This window comes from Rhodococcus sp. P1Y (genome assembly GCF_003641205.1).
Classification (GTDB): domain Bacteria; phylum Actinomycetota; class Actinomycetes; order Mycobacteriales; family Mycobacteriaceae; genus Rhodococcoides.
Genome location: NZ_CP032762.1, coordinates 4,564,300 through 4,581,396, shown reverse-complemented (window position 1 = coordinate 4,581,396; position 17,097 = coordinate 4,564,300). Strand labels below are relative to the sequence as shown.

13 protein-coding genes are annotated in these 17,097 nt (G+C 62.2%); 8 read left to right on the top strand and 5 right to left on the bottom strand.

The window, feature by feature from the left end; all coding sequences use genetic code 11:
* Nucleotides 1-10 precede the first annotated feature (10 nt).
* Both D8W71_RS21120 and D8W71_RS21115 read right to left on the bottom strand, forming a co-directional pair.
* Nucleotides 11-1,243 carry an ABC transporter substrate-binding protein gene (locus tag D8W71_RS21120; protein ID WP_121116277.1) on the bottom strand — a complete coding sequence of 411 codons (1,233 nt, stop codon included), beginning with the start codon at nucleotides 1,241-1,243 and terminating at the stop codon, nucleotides 11-13.
* A 339-nt stretch (nucleotides 1,244-1,582) separates the two neighbouring features.
* A complete protein-coding gene (locus D8W71_RS21115) occupies nucleotides 1,583-2,386 on the bottom strand; it encodes a FadR/GntR family transcriptional regulator (RefSeq protein ID WP_121116275.1) in 804 nt (267 codons plus the stop codon).
* Nucleotides 2,387-2,481: 95 nt separating this feature from the next.
* Between D8W71_RS21115 and D8W71_RS21110 the strand changes: the two genes are divergently transcribed.
* The 5 genes from D8W71_RS21110 to D8W71_RS21090 are packed head-to-tail and all read left to right on the top strand — an operon-like array spanning nucleotide 2,482 to nucleotide 7,645.
* On the top strand, nucleotides 2,482-3,648 hold the full coding sequence (locus tag D8W71_RS21110) for an acyl-CoA dehydrogenase family protein (RefSeq protein ID WP_121116273.1): 1,167 nt from the start codon (nucleotides 2,482-2,484) through the stop codon (nucleotides 3,646-3,648).
* Nucleotides 3,645-4,598, top strand: coding sequence for an acyl-CoA dehydrogenase family protein (locus tag D8W71_RS21105; RefSeq protein ID WP_121116271.1), 954 nt, complete (start codon nucleotides 3,645-3,647; stop codon nucleotides 4,596-4,598). The genes D8W71_RS21110 and D8W71_RS21105 overlap by 4 nt, the downstream gene beginning before the upstream one ends.
* Nucleotides 4,595-5,383, top strand: coding sequence for an enoyl-CoA hydratase/isomerase family protein (locus D8W71_RS21100; RefSeq protein WP_121116269.1), 789 nt, complete (start codon nucleotides 4,595-4,597; stop codon nucleotides 5,381-5,383). The genes D8W71_RS21105 and D8W71_RS21100 overlap by 4 nt, the downstream gene beginning before the upstream one ends.
* Entirely contained in the window at nucleotides 5,373-6,566 is a 1,194-nt protein-coding gene (locus tag D8W71_RS21095) for an acyl-CoA dehydrogenase family protein (RefSeq protein ID WP_121116267.1), read from the top strand. Before D8W71_RS21100 ends, D8W71_RS21095 begins: the two co-directional genes overlap by 11 nt.
* On the top strand, nucleotides 6,566-7,645 hold the full coding sequence (locus tag D8W71_RS21090; protein ID WP_121119699.1) for an acyl-CoA dehydrogenase family protein: 1,080 nt from the start codon (nucleotides 6,566-6,568) through the stop codon (nucleotides 7,643-7,645). Before D8W71_RS21095 ends, D8W71_RS21090 begins: the two co-directional genes overlap by 1 nt.
* 94 nt (nucleotides 7,646-7,739) lie before the next feature.
* Here D8W71_RS21090 and D8W71_RS21085 read toward each other — a convergent pair whose 3' ends face one another.
* Nucleotides 7,740-9,371, bottom strand: a complete 1,632-nt coding sequence (locus D8W71_RS21085; RefSeq protein WP_161965480.1) for a class I adenylate-forming enzyme family protein — start codon at nucleotides 9,369-9,371, stop codon at nucleotides 7,740-7,742.
* A gap of 259 nt (nucleotides 9,372-9,630) precedes the next feature.
* Here D8W71_RS21085 and D8W71_RS21080 point away from each other — a divergent pair, with 259 nt between their 5' ends.
* The 3 genes from D8W71_RS21080 (at nucleotide 9,631) to D8W71_RS21070 (ending at nucleotide 14,543) form a co-directional block, all read left to right on the top strand.
* Nucleotides 9,631-10,755: an FAS1-like dehydratase domain-containing protein gene (locus tag D8W71_RS21080; protein ID WP_161965479.1), complete on the top strand. Its 1,125-nt coding sequence runs from the start codon at nucleotides 9,631-9,633 to the stop codon at nucleotides 10,753-10,755.
* A gap of 293 nt (nucleotides 10,756-11,048) precedes the next feature.
* Nucleotides 11,049-12,647, top strand: coding sequence for a Vgb family protein (locus D8W71_RS21075; RefSeq protein WP_121116262.1), 1,599 nt, complete (start codon nucleotides 11,049-11,051; stop codon nucleotides 12,645-12,647).
* A gap of 45 nt (nucleotides 12,648-12,692) precedes the next feature.
* A complete protein-coding gene (locus tag D8W71_RS21070; RefSeq protein ID WP_121116260.1) occupies nucleotides 12,693-14,543 on the top strand; it encodes a flavin-containing monooxygenase in 1,851 nt (616 codons plus the stop codon).
* An 80-nt stretch (nucleotides 14,544-14,623) separates the two neighbouring features.
* Here the strand turns inward: D8W71_RS21070 and D8W71_RS21065 are convergent, their stop codons facing one another.
* Nucleotides 14,624-15,406: an SDR family NAD(P)-dependent oxidoreductase gene (locus D8W71_RS21065; RefSeq protein WP_121116258.1), complete on the bottom strand. Its 783-nt coding sequence runs from the start codon at nucleotides 15,404-15,406 to the stop codon at nucleotides 14,624-14,626.
* Nucleotides 15,403-16,941, bottom strand: coding sequence for a class I adenylate-forming enzyme family protein (locus D8W71_RS21060; protein ID WP_236077538.1), 1,539 nt, complete (start codon nucleotides 16,939-16,941; stop codon nucleotides 15,403-15,405). The genes D8W71_RS21065 and D8W71_RS21060 overlap by 4 nt, the downstream gene beginning before the upstream one ends.
* Nucleotides 16,942-17,097 lie beyond the last annotated feature (156 nt).

Sequence of the window (17,097 nt, the reverse complement as noted above, 5' to 3'; positions counted from 1 at the left end):
TCGACTTCGGTCACGAGCTCGGCAACAGAGAAACGTCCAAGTCGATGTAACCTTCTTCGTTCACCGGTGCCAGGTCGCCGCTTTCCTGCACCTCGAAGAAAATAGCTTGGCCGTTGCACGCCGTGGCGATTTCGGGCCATTGGTTGCCGTCGCAGGTGACGGACGGGCCGGCGAAAGACTCGAAGTTCGCGACCTTCTTGAACGTCTCGGTGACCGACTCGGCCGTCACGTTCGAATTCTCCGCGGCATTGAGAATGTTGGCGATATTGGCCACGCTGGCAAATGCGTACAGCGACCGGGACGAAATCTCTGCACCGTACCCGACCGCATTCATGGACTCCTCGAAAGCGCTCAGTTCTTCCTGAACCGATTCCGGCGCAAGCTCACTGGCGCGGGGCACCCACAATCTCGGTTGCATGATCGCACCCGCACTGTCGGATCCGAGTTGGTCGATGAACTCAGCGCAGGATGCGGTGAGTATCGTTCCGTCGAATCCCTGCCTACGCAATGCCTGGAAAAGTCCGGTACATGCGTCCTCTGGCAGTGAGATCACGCCGGCCACATCAGGGTTGTCAGCGATCTGGGTCGCGGCCACCACATTCAAATTCGCGCCTGCGGCTGGTGGATACTGAACTTTGACGTCGATATCGAGATTCTCCGCGATCGGGAGGATCAGATCGTCGACGTATGCGTGGCTGGTCGGGGACTCGTTGACCGCGAGCGAAGCTGATTTCTTGCCCATCATGTTCAACAACGAGAGGGTGCTCAGCGAGCCGAAGGCTACCGGCCCGGTGAAGAAGAACGCTTGGCCGTATTCCGCTTGATCGGCGACGAACGAACCGGCGAGTGTTCCTATGATCGGTATCTGCGCGGCCGCAAGAATGGGCACGCCTGCACCCATGCTTTGATCGATGGCGTCGATGACCAGCGGCACTTGCTTGGAAACGAAACCGTTGGCGCACGTGATCGATGTTTCGGGGCTTCCGTCGCCGGAGCAGACGTCGATGTCTATCGGGCGTCCGCCGATCCCTCCAAGCACTTCGTTCACGTAGTACTCGGCTGCCTCGAGCCCGTAACCGCTCTGTGGATACGCAGTAGCGCCGAGTAGTGGTGCCTGGGCGCCGATGACTATCGGGTCGCCGGATGCCGACGTGCCGTCTGGTCCGGGTTCGCTCGAGCTGCAAGCGGAAACGGCCAGAGCGGCGACAGCCACCAATACGCCTGTCGAGAAAAATTTGTTCATTTTGCCCGTCTCTCGTCATGTGCTGTCCCGGTGTGCGAATGGAGTCGCAACGCGCAACTAGAACTCTTCGCCTGATCCGGTGCGGTTGATCGGCGAGTGGACTGCCGCGAAGCGCCGTGGTCGCCGAAAGCCGGTCTACCCGTCCCTCTTCGTTAGGTCGAGACAGAGTGGATGTGACGTACGCTACTTCAATCATCGCAATGATTGCAAGAATTCGCGGACTGGCGCCAGGCAGGTGCCGGGATGCCGAAACGAGGTGCTCTACGAGCGAAGGGAACGCGACAAATCCCCCCCAGGGGCGCTTGGGGGAGATGTTCTAGACGCGGCGGTCGGGGTGGGTCAGACCCTGGACCTTTTGCTGCCGCGAATGACCTGCCGTGAGATCGCGGCGGAGGCGTTGACGATGTTGTCACCGTAGCGTCGCAGAACCACCGCTTGCGCTGCGGCGAGGTGATCGCGCGCGATGCGTTCGGCTTCTTCGGCGTTTCCGGCCGAAATCTCCTGAACGATTCTCGTGTGTGTGTCGAGCGCGAACTCTGCCTCGGTCTCCGAGGGATATTCGCCACTCTGAGTGCTCACCTCGGCCCATGCCTCTTCCTGCGCGGACCACAGTGCGACGTAACTGCTGACTGCGTACCTGATGGAGGCGTTGGGCGTGAAGGAAACCACGAGATCGTGAAACTCACGCGAGGAGTGGGTGAAGGCGACTCCGTCCCCCAGTTGATGCGAGGATTCCTCGATTGCCGCGGTCAGCGCAGGAACCACGATGGCGTTGCGGTCCGGGCGTTGCGCGCATGCTGCTGCACACATCGGCTCGAGCGTCTGCAATCCGACGGCCAGGTCGTTCAACGTGACGCGCCCCGCTTGCAGTGACAGGCCGAGGTGATACGCGGCGGAAAATTCGTCCGGGCGGTGAACATCGGCACCACCGACATTGCCGCGGCGGACGGTGACGAGCCCCTCGGTCTCCAGGATTCGAAGCGCCTCGCGAACAGATGGGTAGCTGACGCCGAAGTCCTCGACAAGTTGTTCCTGGGTGGGAAGCCGGTAATCGTCGTCGGCGAGTATCCGATTCCGCAGCTCCGCCGCGACCGTTTCCGCGATGCGAAGCTGTGGGACGCGACCGCGCCTAGCGGTTGCCACGCAAGCCCGGTTCTGTCATGACGGGAAGTATAAGCACCAATCGATGAGTTAGTAAACATTGCTATCCTTACAATGATTGCGCTAGCCTCGGCTGTATGGATTTCACGATGTCTGCGGCGGCAGTAGCGCTGCGTAGTGAGCTGCGCACGATGATTCACGAGCAGTTGCCCGCCGATTTCGTCGGCGCGTTCACCGACGATCCCGCCGACCTCGAAGTCGCGCAGAAGTTTTGCCGCCTCCTCGCGGACCGCGGCCTTCTGTGTCTTGCATGGCCGGAGGAAGCCGGCGGGCGAGGCGCATCGGTGTGGGAGCAAACGGTCGTGCGCGAGGAAATGTGGGCCCATCACGAACCCCGGGGCGCCCAGTACATGGGCGTCAACTGGGTCGGGCCGACGATCATGCGGCACGGAACGAAAAGGCAGCAAGAGCAACACCTTCCGCCGATTTCGCGAGGCGAGATCATTTGGTGCCAAGGCTTCAGCGAACCGAATTCCGGCTCCGACCTTGCATCGCTGCGCACTACCGCGAAGCCCGATGCGGACGGTTGGCTGATATCGGGGCAGAAGATATGGACGTCCTACGCGTCGATGGCACAGTGGTGCTTCTTGTTGGCACGCACATCGACGGGTGGTCGCAAGCAGGAAGGCTTGACCGTCTTTCTCGTTCCCATGTCCGATCCGTCCATCGAAGTTCGCCCGATTCGCGCGATGCTCGGCCCCCATCACCTCAACGAAGTGTTCTTCGACGAATTGAGGGTTACCGAGGACAACGTGCTGGGAACCGTGGACAACGGCTGGAGCGTTGTGCAGGAGGTCCTGGCCTACGAGCGCGTGGGCATCGCACGCTACGCACGCGCAGAACGCCTGCTGCACGACGCACCGAAAGTGTTGGGCGATCGGTGGGACGATGTGCCGTCGGAACTGGGCAACCGGTGGACCCGAATGCTGACGCACTGCAGGCGTGCTCGACTACTGGCGTACAAAGTCTTGGCGTTGCAATCCGAGGGCAAGGTACAGCCGGGTGACGCTGCGGCCTACCGAATCGCAGTCACCACCCTCGACCAGGACAGTGCAGAGGTGCTGATCGAAATCGCGGCCCTGGCCGATACGGATTCCGCGGGCGCGGCCGAGCGCGAGGCGATTGTTCAATTCAGAAAAGAAGTCGAAGAACATTGGCGGTATTCGCAAGCGGCGACCGTCGCGTCGGGGAGTATCGAAATGCAACGCGTCCTGTTGGCTCGAGCACTTTTGGCGGTGTCATGATTCTGGAGTTGAGTGAAGAAGCAGCCGAGTTCGGACGGGGCGCCCGTAAGGCGTTGGGAGCGGCGGGCGGCGACGCGTTGGCGCAGCTTGCAGAAGAGGACTCGACACGTCGTGAGCAACTCGTCGCGCCGGTGCTGAACGAACTGGGTGCATGGGATCTCGACCCACGGGGCGACGCTTTGGAGTTGGAGGCTGCAGCCGCCCTTTGCCGGAATGCTGGCTACTGGGCAACGCCCTACCCTGTCGCCGAGCGGCTATCGCGTCCGCTCGACCTCGACGCCGACGGACTGATCGTCGTCGCCGACGGTTTTCCCGCGGCGCCGATTCACGGTCTCGATCTGCGCTGGGTTGCTGTGTCGATGTCCGGCCACCGCAGCAGGGCCACTCCTCGGTCGACGAGCACGTCGCTCCGAAACGACGCCTTCGTGGTCCCGCTGGATCTGAGCGATATCGACGACGACGGCGGTCAGGACCTTGCGCTGGGCCTGTTGCTTCCGTGTTGGACCTTGCTGGGCATGCTCGACCGAGCGGTCGACCTGACCCGCTCGCACGTACTGATGCGTGAGCAGTTCGGGCGTCCCCTCGCGCAATTCCAGGGAGTGCAGTTTCAGCTCACGGATGCGGAAGTCGAACGCAGCGGTGTCGAGGTCCTCGCGAAGTACGCGCTGTGGAGCGTCCAGGTCGGCAACGAGGAAGCTCTCCATGACGTTCTCGCCGCGCGGCTCGCAGCCGTCGAGGCTGCACAGAAGGTCTTTCGCGTCGCCCACCAGCTGCACGGAGCAACCGGCTTCTGTGACGAAACGACACTGTCATGGTTGTCTCGGTACAGTCTTCCGCTCCGCCGCCTCCCATTCGGCCAGTCGGCAACGAACGACGAGCTGACTCGTCTCGCCGGTAGGGGCGGTCTCACCGGGCTGTTCAGCGCCGTCGGCGCGCCTGCCGCCTCATGAAATACGACCTCCCGGATGCGTTGATCGTCGAGTGCGACGGCCCGATCCGAACCGTCGTCATCAACCGTCCTGACGCGCTCAACGCGGTCGACAAAGATCTGCACTGGGCGTTTGCACATGTGTGGCGGCAGCTGGCCGCCGATGTCGACGCTTCCGTGGTCGTACTGACCGGCGCGGGCCGGGCGTTCAGTGCAGGTGGCGATCTGGAGTGGCTCACCTCGTTCCTCGACGATCCGGTTGCTCGCGACGAAAGCATCCGAGAGGCAGCCGAGATCGTCGACGAGATGATGAGGTTTCCGCTTCCCGTGATCGCGGCTGTCAACGGCCCCGCGGTGGGACTCGGGTGCAGCATGGCGGTGTTGTGCGACATTGTGCTCGTGTCGGAAACCGCATCCCTGGCGGATCCTCACGTCGCCGTCGGTCTTGCCGCCGGTGACGGTGGGGCGGCCTTCTGGCCGCTTCTCACGCCGATACTGAGGTCGCGTGAGTTCCTGTTCACCGGTGACCGGATCTCGGCGAGCATGGCAGTCGAACTCGGTCTCGCCTCCCGAGTAGTCGCACCCGACGATCTTGCCGATGAAGCGCACCGCCTCGCGCTTCGCTTGGCAGGTTTGCCGAAAGACGCATTGCGACACACCAAAAGAGTTGTGAACATGCACCTTTCCAGGGCGCTGGCCGGCCCGATGCAAGCCGGGTTGGCTGCGGAGATCGCCACCATGCAATCACCGGAACACCGTGAGCGTCTGCAGGAACTCGAGAAGAGGGGGCAGCGTCGTGGTCAGTGATTCCGGGGGACTCGAGGAATTCCGCCACGAAATCCGGCAGTGGTGTGCGACGAACATTCCGCCGGAGTGGCGCCGGGATCAGACAGGAGCCTCGGACGAGGCTTTCGTCCAGTTCCAGAAGGAATGGTTTCAGCAGCTCCGGAAAGCCGACTTGGCGGTGCCGCACTGGCCCGCAGAGTGGGGCGGGGGCATGTCCGTCGCAAAGCAGACCATCCTCTATCGGGAATTGGCTGCACACGACGCGCCGCGTCTGGTCTTACCGTTCGTCTCCATTCACCATGCAGCGTCGACTCTGCTGTCGGCCGGAACCGAAGCCCAGCGCACTCGCCACCTGCCCGCGATTCTGAACGGCGAAATTTGGTGCCAGGGGTTCTCGGAACCGGGTGCGGGTTCTGACATGGCAGCGTTGAAAACCAGTGCCCGTCGCGATGGTGACGGTTACATCGTGAACGGTCAGAAGCTGTGGGCCAGCGGCGCGCTTCACGCCGATTGGTGCCTGCTGTTGGCCCGCACCGATCCGGCAGCCCCCAAGCGACACGGTATTTCGTACTTTCTGATGGACATGCGATCGCCTGGAATCGAGGTTCGCCCGATCCGGCAAGCCACAGGTGAGTCGCACTTCTGCGAAATCTTCCTGAACGACGTCTTCATCCCTGGCGATCAGCTGGTGGGCCCGGAGAACAAGGGTTGGACCGTTGCTCAGGAAACTCTGGGTGCGGAACGCGGTATGACCATGCTCGAGTTGGCCGAACGGCTGGGGACCGGCGGGTTCCAGTGGGTGCTCGACCTGTGTCGATCTCCGGGGGCCGACGGACGAAGGCCGATCGAGGATGCCGTCGTGGCCGACAGGTTGGCGACATTGGACATAGAAGTCACGGGACTTCGCATTCTTTGTCAGGAATTCGTGGAGCAACGCAGTGCCGGGCCCGCCGATGCCTCGATCGTCAAGCTGTATTACAGCGAACTGCTCCAACGTATGACGGACTTCGGCACCGAGATCGCGGGTCTCGCGACGCACACCGAGCTGCAGAAGCCGCTATCGAGCGGATGGGAGTCGGGAACATGGGCGCTCGATTTCATCAGTTCCTGGGAATGGACGATTCCCGGTGGCACGAGTGAGATCCAACGAACGATCATCGGGGAGCGTGGCCTGGGCCTTCCCCGCGAACCCAGGGGAAAATGATGTCGATCGAGACGCAAGATCTCTCCGAATTTCACGATGACCTGCGATCGGTCGCCCGCGATCTGTTGGCGCGAAGTGGCCCCGGCGAGAACGCGCCGTGGCAGCCGTTGGTCGACTCCGGTTTTCTGGCTCTCGAAGTCCCAGAAGCATTCGACGGTGCCGATGCAACACTCGCCGAAACCGCTGTCGTTCTGACGGAGATGGGCCGTACCGCCGCGGCGGGGCCGTACGCAGGGATTGCGGTGTTGGGCCTGGCGCTTCTCGACTCGCTGTCTCCCTCGACGGTTCGCGACGCCTTGTACGCGTCGACGGTCACGGGTGCAGCACGGCCGGTCGCGGTGATCCCGGGGGAGGGGCCCGACATGCTCGTTGCACGGCTCGAACACGCAGCGGACGGGTACATCCTCGACGGAACTGTTGCCTTCGTACTCGACGCACCTGCGGCCGATAATCTCCTGATTCCTGCCCTCGCAGCGGACGGCTCGGTCGTAGTCGTGCACCTCGAGCCGAATGTGCCGGGGCTCGACATCGTCGAACATCCCGTTCTGGACTCCAGTCGATCTCTCGGCTCCGTGGTTGCCGACAACGTCGCCGTCCGTGCCGATTCGGTGTGGCGGTTCGAAGCCGACGGCCGAATCGCGTTGCAGAGATTGAACAACCGCGCGGCGATCGCTGTCGCATGTGACAGTGTCGGATTGAGCGAGGCAATGCTGGACGCAACGGTCGCCTTCGCAGGGGAACGCGAGCAGTTCGATCGAAAGGTCGGCTCGTTCCAAGCAGTCAAGCATGCGTGTGCGGATATGCTCGTGCAGCTCACTGTCGCGAAGAAGCTTGTTGCGGCCGCCGTTTCAGCGGACAGAGGTGGCGTCGACGAGGCCGCGGTGGCGGCGTCGATGGCGAAGTCGTTCGCGTGCAGCATGGCAGTACAGACTGCAGGAAAAGCGATGCAGCTGCACGGCGGTATGGGCTACACGTGGGAGAGCGGAATTCATGTGTACCTCAAGCGTGCTGCCCTCAACCGGTCGCTGTTCGGATCGCCGGCGCAGCATCGCGCGCGACTGGCGCGACGCTACGGCTGAGTTTCCGCGCGACACTCGCAGAACCAACGAGTCGGCGAACGAACCTTTCGGGTTCGTTCGCCGACTCTTTTCGGCACGCTGCCGGCGGTGCGAATCAGCGACCCGCCGGCAGCGCCTCGCTGTAGTCTCCGTCCGGAGCGGTGGCCTCAGCATTCCACTGTTCGACGAGGACTCGCTTGAGTACTTTTCCGGAATCGTTGGTCGGTAGTGGCTCATCTCGCATCCACCATCGGCTGGGGACGGCGAAGTGAGCCAAGCGTAGCGCGGCGAAGTCGCCCAACTCCGAGACAGACGGTGCAGCCCCTGGTTCCAGACGAACGACAGCAGCGACGATTTCACCCAGGTCCGAGTCCGGGAGCCCGATGACGGATACTTCGCGCACTGCTGGATGGGCGCGGAGGACTTCTTCGACGCGAGCGGGAGCGATGTTCTCGCCGCCGCGGATGATCACGTCTTTGGCGCGTCCGGTGATGTACAGGAAGCGATCGGCGTCGACGTGTCCGAGGTCGCCCGTCCGGATCCAGCCGTCGGCATCGATCGTGTCGTCCCCTTGCGCGCCCCAGTACCCATCCATACCTGCTGGCGAGCGAATCAACAGTTCGCCGTTTCCATCGGAATCAGCATTGTCGACACGGGCTTCGACGACGGGTGCCAGTCGACCGGATGAACCTGGGTGACTCGCGATCTCGGCACCGACGCCTGTGCTCACGACCCCTCCGGCTTCGGTCAGACCGTATGTCTGCCCGACTCCCCGGCGCGTGCTGGGGAAGGCGCTCTTGACGCGAGCCAGGAGCGCGTCGTCGACCGGGGCCCCACCCAGAACGACCGTCCGCAATGATTTCACGTCGCGCAGCGGGAGGTCCTCGTGCCCCAGAATCCGTTCCATCATCGTGGGGACGCCGGAGAACATCGTCACTTTCCGAGACTCGATGAGCGACAGAACCGCTTTCGGATCGAAACGTCCCTCCAGGAAGACGATTTCACTGCCCGTCATCAACGGAAAGAGAATCAGCTGTATCGCGCCGATGTGAAACAGTGGAAGCCCTACGAGCGCAACACTCGCAGGATTGTCGTCCGTGATCTGCGTGGGCAGTTTCTTCGCGACAACCATGAGCGTCTGGAGGTTGGCGACGAGAGCGCGGTGGGTGAGGACCGCGCCTTTGGGGAAGTTGGTCGTCCCCGCGGTGAAGAGAATGACAGCCGGGTCGTCCTCGCCTGTGGTGTCCGAACCGTCGGGCGCCGGGAACGAATCCAGGGCCTCGAAAACGTCGTCGACGCTCGGGAGCATGAGGGTGGTGACGAAACCGGGCACCCGCTCGGAGCGGCGTTCGTCGGTGACGACGATGACGGGCGATGCAATTTCACATGCGTTGGCCATCTCCTCGGCGGACCACCAACCGTTGCACGGAACGACGATCGCGCCGATGTCGAGAATCGCAAAGAACATACCCACCCATTGGGGGCTGTTCGAGGCATAGATGCCGATACGGTCACCGCGCTCGACGCCCTTGGAGCGCAGGTATTGCGCGAAACGGTGAACCATCTGCTCGTGCTCTGCAAACGTCACCACAGTCGCACCGTGACGGATGAATGGCCGGTCGCTCCAGCGGCGAGATTCGCGCAGAGCAGCCATGATCGTCGTCGGCCGGTCTCTGTAGACGAGCCCTGGGTGGCCGCAGAAGCTACCAACCTCGACGGTGTCGCCCCACAGGTTCGTTTCGGGCATCAAGAACTCCTCACCGAGTGGCATCCGCGCTGGTCAGCGAGCCCGACCGCGCGGTGGGACACCCATTTCATGTTCGATGCTAAGTGTGTTTGTTCAATCATGTCAAGGATTGCAACTTTAGTGCTATGTTGATTCTGCGACGCTCCTGGCACACGGGATGGGTTCGCGAGCGATTCGCACGACGTCAGCCCGGCCGCGTCAGGCCGAGCACCCAAATCCCCTCGTCGAATCCGCTTACGTCACAGATCAGGAGGCTTACATGACAGACACGACACTCGAAACAGATCGCGAGTTCGCGCGTATCGACGACGAACAAGTGGCCGCTTTGAGGAACATGATCGGGAAGCCGATCCGCAGCGATCGGCCGCACATCACGGAGCTCACCTCCGACGCGATCCGGCATTACGCCTTTGGTATCGGAGATCGGAATCCCCTGTGGACCGAACCCGAATACACTGCATCGCAGGGAAAACCGCAGTTGGCACCCCCATCGGCGCTTCTTGCGATGGACAAGGTCTTCAGTGGTTATGTCACAGGGCTGCCCGGCATTCACGCGATGTACGCCGGCACGACGTTCGAGTTCGAACGTCCGTTGCAGGTCGGTGACAAGCTGAAGGGCAGCGCAACCCTGAAGGAACTGATCGAACGGCCGAGCAAGTTCGCCGGTCGTTCTTGGCAGCAGATTTATGAGGTGCCGTTCCACGATCCCGAGGGCAACCTTGTGTGTACGGGGCACTCGTACTGCTTCCGTATCGAGCGCGACAATGCTCGTGAGAACAAGAAGTACGAAGAGATTCGCGTGGAATGGACGCCGGATCAGATTCAGGAGATCGCGCAGCGTTACCGCGACGAAGAGGCACGCAGGCGCGGTGACAAGCCGCTGTACATCGACGAAGTCAAGGTCGGAGACAAACTGCCTGCGCTCACCAAGGGGCCGTACACCGCGACAACGGCAATCGCCTACCTGCTGGGCTGGGGTGGACTGTACGTGCGCGGCCACGGCGACGCATTCGATCTCTTCAATCGCCACCCGGCTCTCGGGATACCCAACGAGTGGGGCGTGCCGGAGCCACCGGAGCGTGTGCACTGGGATCCCGACCTGGCTCGCCGCGTCGGCGTTCCGGGGGCCTACGACTACGGCCCGGAACGCGTGTCGTGGATGAGTCACGTCATCACCGACTGGATGGGTGATGCAGGATTCATGAAGTATCTCGACGTTCAGGTCAGGCGCCATAACGTGCTCGGTGAGCTCGTAACGTGCGATGGTGAGATCACTGCTGTCGACACCGCAACGCGCACAGTCGAAATCAAGCTCGATGCAGTAAATCAGGACGGACACGAGTCTGCTCGCGGTACCGCACGAGTAGTGCTTCCCGCCCGATAGAACACACTGAATCAACGGACGCCGCATGTGCACTGACGTGTGGCGCACTGCGAGGGCTGGACGGGCATTGTCGCTCGTTCAGCCCTCGCTTGCGTTTCTGGGCTCGACCGAACACCGGTTGTAATCCATCCTTATGAAGATAACAAGACTTGCAATCGTTAGCTGTTGATGGTTGGCTCAGTCAGGGCATGTGGTCTGCGTCACTGATTTCTGCGGAATCGAGTTCACGCGGCTGCGTCGTCGACGTCGAACTATCTGATTCGAATCACTCTCGAAGCGAAGGGGCGGTCGTTATGCAGTTGGCCCGATACACGAACAACGATTCCATCGATGTCGGCGAAGGTTGGAGTGTCGAACGCCTTACCTCACCCAGTCGATTGTTCGGAGCGAACGGCATCCGTACCGGGGCCGACGGCCGTATCTACGTCGCACAGGTGGCAGGCAGTCAGATAAGCGCATTCGACGTCGAGACCGGACAACTGGAAACCATCAGTGCAATGGGCGGCGACATCGTCGCGCCCGACGATGTCGCCTTCGATCCAGCCGGCGACATGTACGTCACCGAGTATTACAACGGCCGCGTGAGCGTTCGTGGAGCCGCCGGGGGCACGCGCACGCTGCGTGACGATCTTCCGGGAGTGAACGGAATTACCTTCCATCAAGGACGGTTGTTCGTCAACGAGTGCCGCATCGGTGGCCGGTTGATGGAACTCGACCTTGCAGGCGGTGCGCCCCGAGTGTTGCTGGACAACCTCCCGATGCCGAACGCGATGGAGGTCGGTCCGGACGGGTTGCTGTACTACCCGATGTTGGGTACCAACGAAATTTGGAGGATCGACCCAGAGGGTGGCGAACCGCAACGCGTCGTCGGTGACCTCGGTGTGCCCGATGCGGTGAAGTTCGACTCCGAAGGTTTCATAGTGTCCACGCAGGTTGCGTCGGGTGAGGTGTTGCGAATCAACCCGCGAAACGGCGACCGCACCGTATTGGCCAGTCTCACAACGGGTCTCGACAACCTCACCTTCGTTGGAGATCGCCTCTTCGTTTCCAACATCACGGGACAGATCACCGAGATACTGGGCGGCGGAGAGACAAGAACGGCGCTGCCGGACGGACTGACCTGGCCATTGGATCTCACCGCCGGACCCGACGGCACCGTGTACATCGCCGACGGCGCAGCCTTGGTGGCGCGCACTCCCGACGGCGAACTTCGAGACCTGGGGAGACTGTTCAGCCCGGGCTACCCGACGTACGTCCGTGGGGTGGCTGTGTCGGGTGACGGAGAGTTCGTGTGTACCGGTAACGGTGCGGTGGCTCGCTACCGGCCGGCGCTCGCCGAGTCGGAAGTCCTGGCCGACGGGTTCGACCAGCTCTACGGGGTCGCGGTGTCATCGTCCGGTGTTGTTGCGGTCGCCGACATGGGCGCAGGCAAGGTGTACTCCGTCGAAACCGGTGGGGCGACGGCAATCGCCACGGGTTTGTGTCAACCCGTGGGTGTTGCCTTCACCCCGTCCGGCACCTGCCTGGTATCCGAGGCCGGCGCCGGACGGGTCGCCGCAATCCGTGGCTCGGGAGTCGACACGGTGATCGACGGCCTCGGTACCCCTCACGGAATCGTCGTGCACGAAGGCTGGCTGTACATCGTGGATGTCGAAGCCAAGACGCTGATCCGGGTGGACCTCGAGAGCAAAGAGCAGCAGACTCTTGCGCGCAACCTACCCGTGGGTGCCCCCGAGGGCGTCACACCCAAGCCACTGCTCGGCCTACCGCCCGTTTTCGGGCCACAGGGACCGTTCACCGGCCTCGCTGTCGGTCCTGGCGGCGTCGTCTACGTATCGGCGGACGCAGAGGGCAGCGTTCTCGCAATCCGCCAAAACCCGCAAGACGTGTGAACACCCCCGCGTCACGACCGACAGCACAAAACCAAGGAGACCTACATGACAAGTTGCAGTCCCACACAGACACCCGAGGTCGACCACGTCGCACTTCGCGCCAAGTACCTCGCAGAACGTGACAAGCGGCTCCGCCCCGACGGGCAGGCGCAGTACGTCGAAACCGACAAGGAATTCGTCGAATACTACGAGGAAGATCCGTACACCCCGGTCGTCCCGCGTCTGCCGATCAAGAAGGACATCGAGGTCGTCGTACTCGGCGGTGGCCTGTCCGGTCTCGTATCGGCGGCCCGCATCAAGGAAGCCGGCATCGACGACGTTCGGGTCATGGACCATGCTGGTGATTTCGGCGGCGTCTGGTATTGGAACAGGTACCCCGGAATTCAGCTCGACTCGGACGCATACTGCTACCTTCCGTTGGTCGAGGAGGTCGGCTACGTACCGAAGGAAAAGTACTCGCACGGCGACGAGGTGTTCGAGCACTGCCAGCGCATCGGGAAACACTTCGGACTCTACGACGGTGCGATCTTCAGTACCTTGATCCTCTCCCAGGAATGGGAAGAAGAGACAAAGCGCTGGCTGATCCGCACCAACCGCGGCGACGAGATCCGCGCGCGATACGTCGTGATGTGCCATGGGTCCCACAACCGTCCGAAACTGCCTGGGATTCCGGGGATCACCGACTACAAGGGTCATACTTTCCACACCGCGCGGTGGGATTACGAGTACACCGGCGGTGACATGCACGGCGGGCTGGACAAGTTGGCCGACAAGCGCGTCGCCATCATTGGCACCGGCGCCAGTGGCGTTCAGGTCGTGCCGTACCTCGCAGAATCCGCCAAGCATCTGACCGTTTTCCAGCGGACACCGTCGGCCATCTACGAACGTGGCGACGTAGCCACCGACCCGGAATGGGCAGCATCGCTGAAGCCTGGCTGGCAGGAGGAGTTGCGTCGCAACTTCCACACCGGAGCCTTCGAGTCCTTCGCCCCGGGGCAGGACGATCTGATCTGCGACGGCTGGACGGAGGTCAACCGCAATCTCTCGGCGTACTTGACTGCCAACGATGGCTGGGCGGACTTGACGCCCGAGAAGTTCATGGAACTCCGCGAGATCAAGGACTACGAGTCGGGGCAGCGGCTACGGGACCGGGTGGATGCGATTGTCACCGATCCCGCGACGGCCGAGAAACTGAAGCCGTACTACCGCCCACTGTGCAAGCGCCCCGCGTTCAACGACGGCTTCCTCCCAACGTTCAACCGTCCCAACGTCACCCTGGTCGATGTGTCGAACACGAAGGGCGTCGAGCGCATCACCGAGAACGGTGTCGTCGAGGACGGTGTGGAGCACGAAGTGGACTGCATCATCTTCGCCAGCGGCTTCGAGATCACCAGCGATCTCGATCGTCGCCTCGGCATCCACCCATATGTGGGTCGCGACCGGCTCTCGCTGTACGACCACTGGGGCAAGGGTTATCGCACACTGCACGGAACGATGAGCCACGGGTTCCCCAACCAGTTCTTCACCGGCTTCATCCAGGGCGGCGTAACTGCAACCACGACAGCGATGTTCGAGCAGCAGGCCGTTCATATCGCGTACATCATCAAGGAAGCCCGGGCGCGTGGGGCCGAGACCGTCGAGCCGACGCTCGACGCTCAGGACGAATGGTGCACCACTGTGAAGGACACGGCACTCGACAACAGCAATTTCCAGCGCGAGTGCACCCCCGGTTATTACTACAACGAGGGAGAAGCTCAGCTACGTACCTATCTGGGTGACCCGTACTGGCCAGGCTTTTACCTACTCGAGGATTTGCTTCGCGAATGGCGCAACTCGGGTGAGCTGCCAGGCTTGGTGCTGACCGAGTCGAAAGACGCGGTGCCCGCTCGAAGCTGAGCGCACGGGTCCTCACTTCATACGAGTGCGCGACCTGATCCAACTCGGATCAGGTCGCGCACTCGTATTCGTCGGGCAGATCAGCGTGCCGTCCAACCGCCGTCCACGACGAGTGTTTGACCGGTGACGTAACTACCGGCGTCACTGCACAGCCACAGCACAGCACCGACGATGTCCTCGGCCGTGCCGGTTTTCGGTAGAGGCGTGTTGCGGCGTAGGTATTCGGCGGAGCGCTCGTTTTCGTACAGCGGTCCGGTGATTTCGCTTCTGAAAAATCCAGGTGCGACCGTGTTGACTCGGATCGAGTGCCGTGCCCACTGCACCGCCAACTCGACCGTGAGACCTGACAGTCCTGCTTTGCTCGCCGCGTAGGACGCCTGGGGAATACCGGGCAACCCGACCCGACCACTGATCGACGAAATGTTCACGATCGTTCCACGGCCGGCGTCCCTCATGTGAGGAAAAGCGCTCTGCGCCAGTACAAACGGAGCCAGCAAGTTGAGGTCCATAGTGCGCCTCAACGCGTCGAGTGGCTCGGATTCGGCGCGCTCTTCGGTGAACATGCTGCCGGCCGCGTTGACGACAATCTCCGGCGGGCCCAACTTTTCCACGACGGTGGGGACGATGGCGCCCACTTCTTCGAGGTCGGACAGGTCGCATGCGACCGCCAGTCCTCCGATTTTTTCTGCGAGTGCCTTCAGCCTGTCGACGCGTCGCGCCACCAGAACCACCTCGGCGCCGAATGCTGCCAGTTCCTCGGCGATGGTTGCCCCCAGCCCCGAGGATGCACCGGTCACTATTGCGACGCGACCCGACAGGTCGAACATGCGCTGTGCGGATGCGTTCCGATTCTCGGTGCTCATGCCGGTCGGCCTGACGTCGGTGCGGTGAGGGTGGTCGAGTTACTGTCGGAGCGTTGTTCGACGACGAAGTCGTAGAGCCCGGCGCGCCGAACTTTGCCCATTGCATTGACGGGAAGGGTGTCGACCACTGTCCAGAACTCGGGCACCTTGTACGGCGACAAGTCGCGCCTGCACAACTGGGTCAACTCGTCGAAATCGATGTCCTGCTCGGTGCTTTCGATGACTGCACCGACTCGTTGACCGAGCCTGTCGTCCGGAACGGGATACACAGCGACCTTGACGATGTCCGGGTGTGCGGCGAGAACCCTCTCGACTTCCAGCGGGTATACGTTTGCGCCACCTCGGATGATGATCAACTTCTTCCTGTCCAGCACGCGTAGCCAACCGTCGGCGTCCACGGTACCGATGTCACCGGTTGCGACGATGCCATCACGAGGAGGCACGACGACGCCGTTCTCCCAATAGCCGAGCAACGGTGTCCACGTTTGTGCCCACTCACCCGTCGACGCACCGGTCAGACACAGTTCACCGAGTTCGCCGGCAGGCAGTCGTGCACCCGAATAATCATACGCCGCAACGTCGTATTGCGGGAGAACCCGGCCGCTGGTCCCCGGAAGCCACTCGCTACCCGGTGGGTCGATCGACACGACGGTGGGCGCCTCGGTGAGTCCGTATGTGACGCGGGGGACCAGACCGTGCGCCTCGGCGAAGGACCGGCGCAAACTGTCGGGAGTGTCGCTACCGCCACACCAGACTTCGTCGAGGGAGCTGATGTCGATGTCCGGACGCTGCGCCAAATCATGGAGTTGAGCCGGTGCGCCGTTCCAGACCGTGACGCGCCGCGAGGAGATCCATTCGGCCACGCCGTCGAGATCTCGGCGATCCATGATGACGGCGCACCCACCCGCCTGCGCGGTCAACAGGGTCGACAGGACCATGAGGTTGAGAATGGTCATGGGGAAGCTGTCGCCCTTGCGGAGTTCCGGGCCCCAACCGCGGGTCGCGACAAGAGCTGCTCCGGGGAGGAGAAGATTGCGTTGGCTGTGAACAATCGCTTTGGGTCTCCCCGATGTTCCACTGGTGAAAGCGATCCCGGCTGGCGAATCTGGATTCATCTGTGCCGACGGTATCCGATCCGCACTCTCCAGCAATGCGCGCCACCTGTCGAGTGACACCGTACGGGGGGTGTCGATTCGACACTTCGGGCCGGCAAGCACCACAGCGGGTTCGCACAGAGCGATCAGTTCCATCTGCTCGTTCTGTGGAAGAGCTTCGCCCACACCTACCCAGATCGCACCGACACGTTGAGTTCCGTGGAAGGCAGCGACGATGTCGAGATCGTTCGGCAGGCACGCTGCCACGCGATCACCCGGAACTACACCGAGTGCACGTAGAGCTCCCGCTGCTCGCTGGGCTCGGTCGTCGAGGTCTAGGTAAGACCAAACGCCGGACGCGGCCTCGACAGCAGGACTGTTCGGACGAGTTTCGAGAGCGCCCTGGAGCACCGTGGCGATCGTGCCGTCGAATTTCTTCACGACCCAGTCATACCACCATCCTTGCAAGGATTCATCTGATAGCGTCGAAATCGGCGAATTCGCCACAACGTGCCAGCCGAACCGGCCCGCAGCGATCTTCTCCCGTCTCCATCATCCGGGAACTACGGCGGGCAATCCGATCGGTTTCGAAGGCGC

What these genes read in the sequence shown, in the direction of transcription:
- D8W71_RS21120 (WP_121116277.1), bottom strand. Translation starts at nt 1,243, where the DNA reads ATGAACAAATTTTTCTCGACAGGCGTATTGGTGGCTGTCGCCGCTCTG.
- D8W71_RS21110 (WP_121116273.1), top strand. Translation starts at nt 2,482, where the DNA reads ATGGATTTCACGATGTCTGCGGCGGCAGTAGCGCTGCGTAGTGAGCTG.
- D8W71_RS21105 (WP_121116271.1), top strand. Translation starts at nt 3,645, where the DNA reads ATGATTCTGGAGTTGAGTGAAGAAGCAGCCGAGTTCGGACGGGGCGCC.
- D8W71_RS21100 (WP_121116269.1), top strand. Translation starts at nt 4,595, where the DNA reads ATGAAATACGACCTCCCGGATGCGTTGATCGTCGAGTGCGACGGCCCG.
- D8W71_RS21090 (WP_121119699.1), top strand. Translation starts at nt 6,566, where the DNA reads ATGTCGATCGAGACGCAAGATCTCTCCGAATTTCACGATGACCTGCGA.
- D8W71_RS21085 (WP_161965480.1), bottom strand. Translation starts at nt 9,371, where the DNA reads ATGCCCGAAACGAACCTGTGGGGCGACACCGTCGAGGTTGGTAGCTTC.
- D8W71_RS21080 (WP_161965479.1), top strand. Translation starts at nt 9,631, where the DNA reads ATGACAGACACGACACTCGAAACAGATCGCGAGTTCGCGCGTATCGAC.
- D8W71_RS21075 (WP_121116262.1), top strand. Translation starts at nt 11,049, where the DNA reads ATGCAGTTGGCCCGATACACGAACAACGATTCCATCGATGTCGGCGAA.
- D8W71_RS21070 (WP_121116260.1), top strand. Translation starts at nt 12,693, where the DNA reads ATGACAAGTTGCAGTCCCACACAGACACCCGAGGTCGACCACGTCGCA.
- D8W71_RS21065 (WP_121116258.1), bottom strand. Translation starts at nt 15,406, where the DNA reads ATGAGCACCGAGAATCGGAACGCATCCGCACAGCGCATGTTCGACCTG.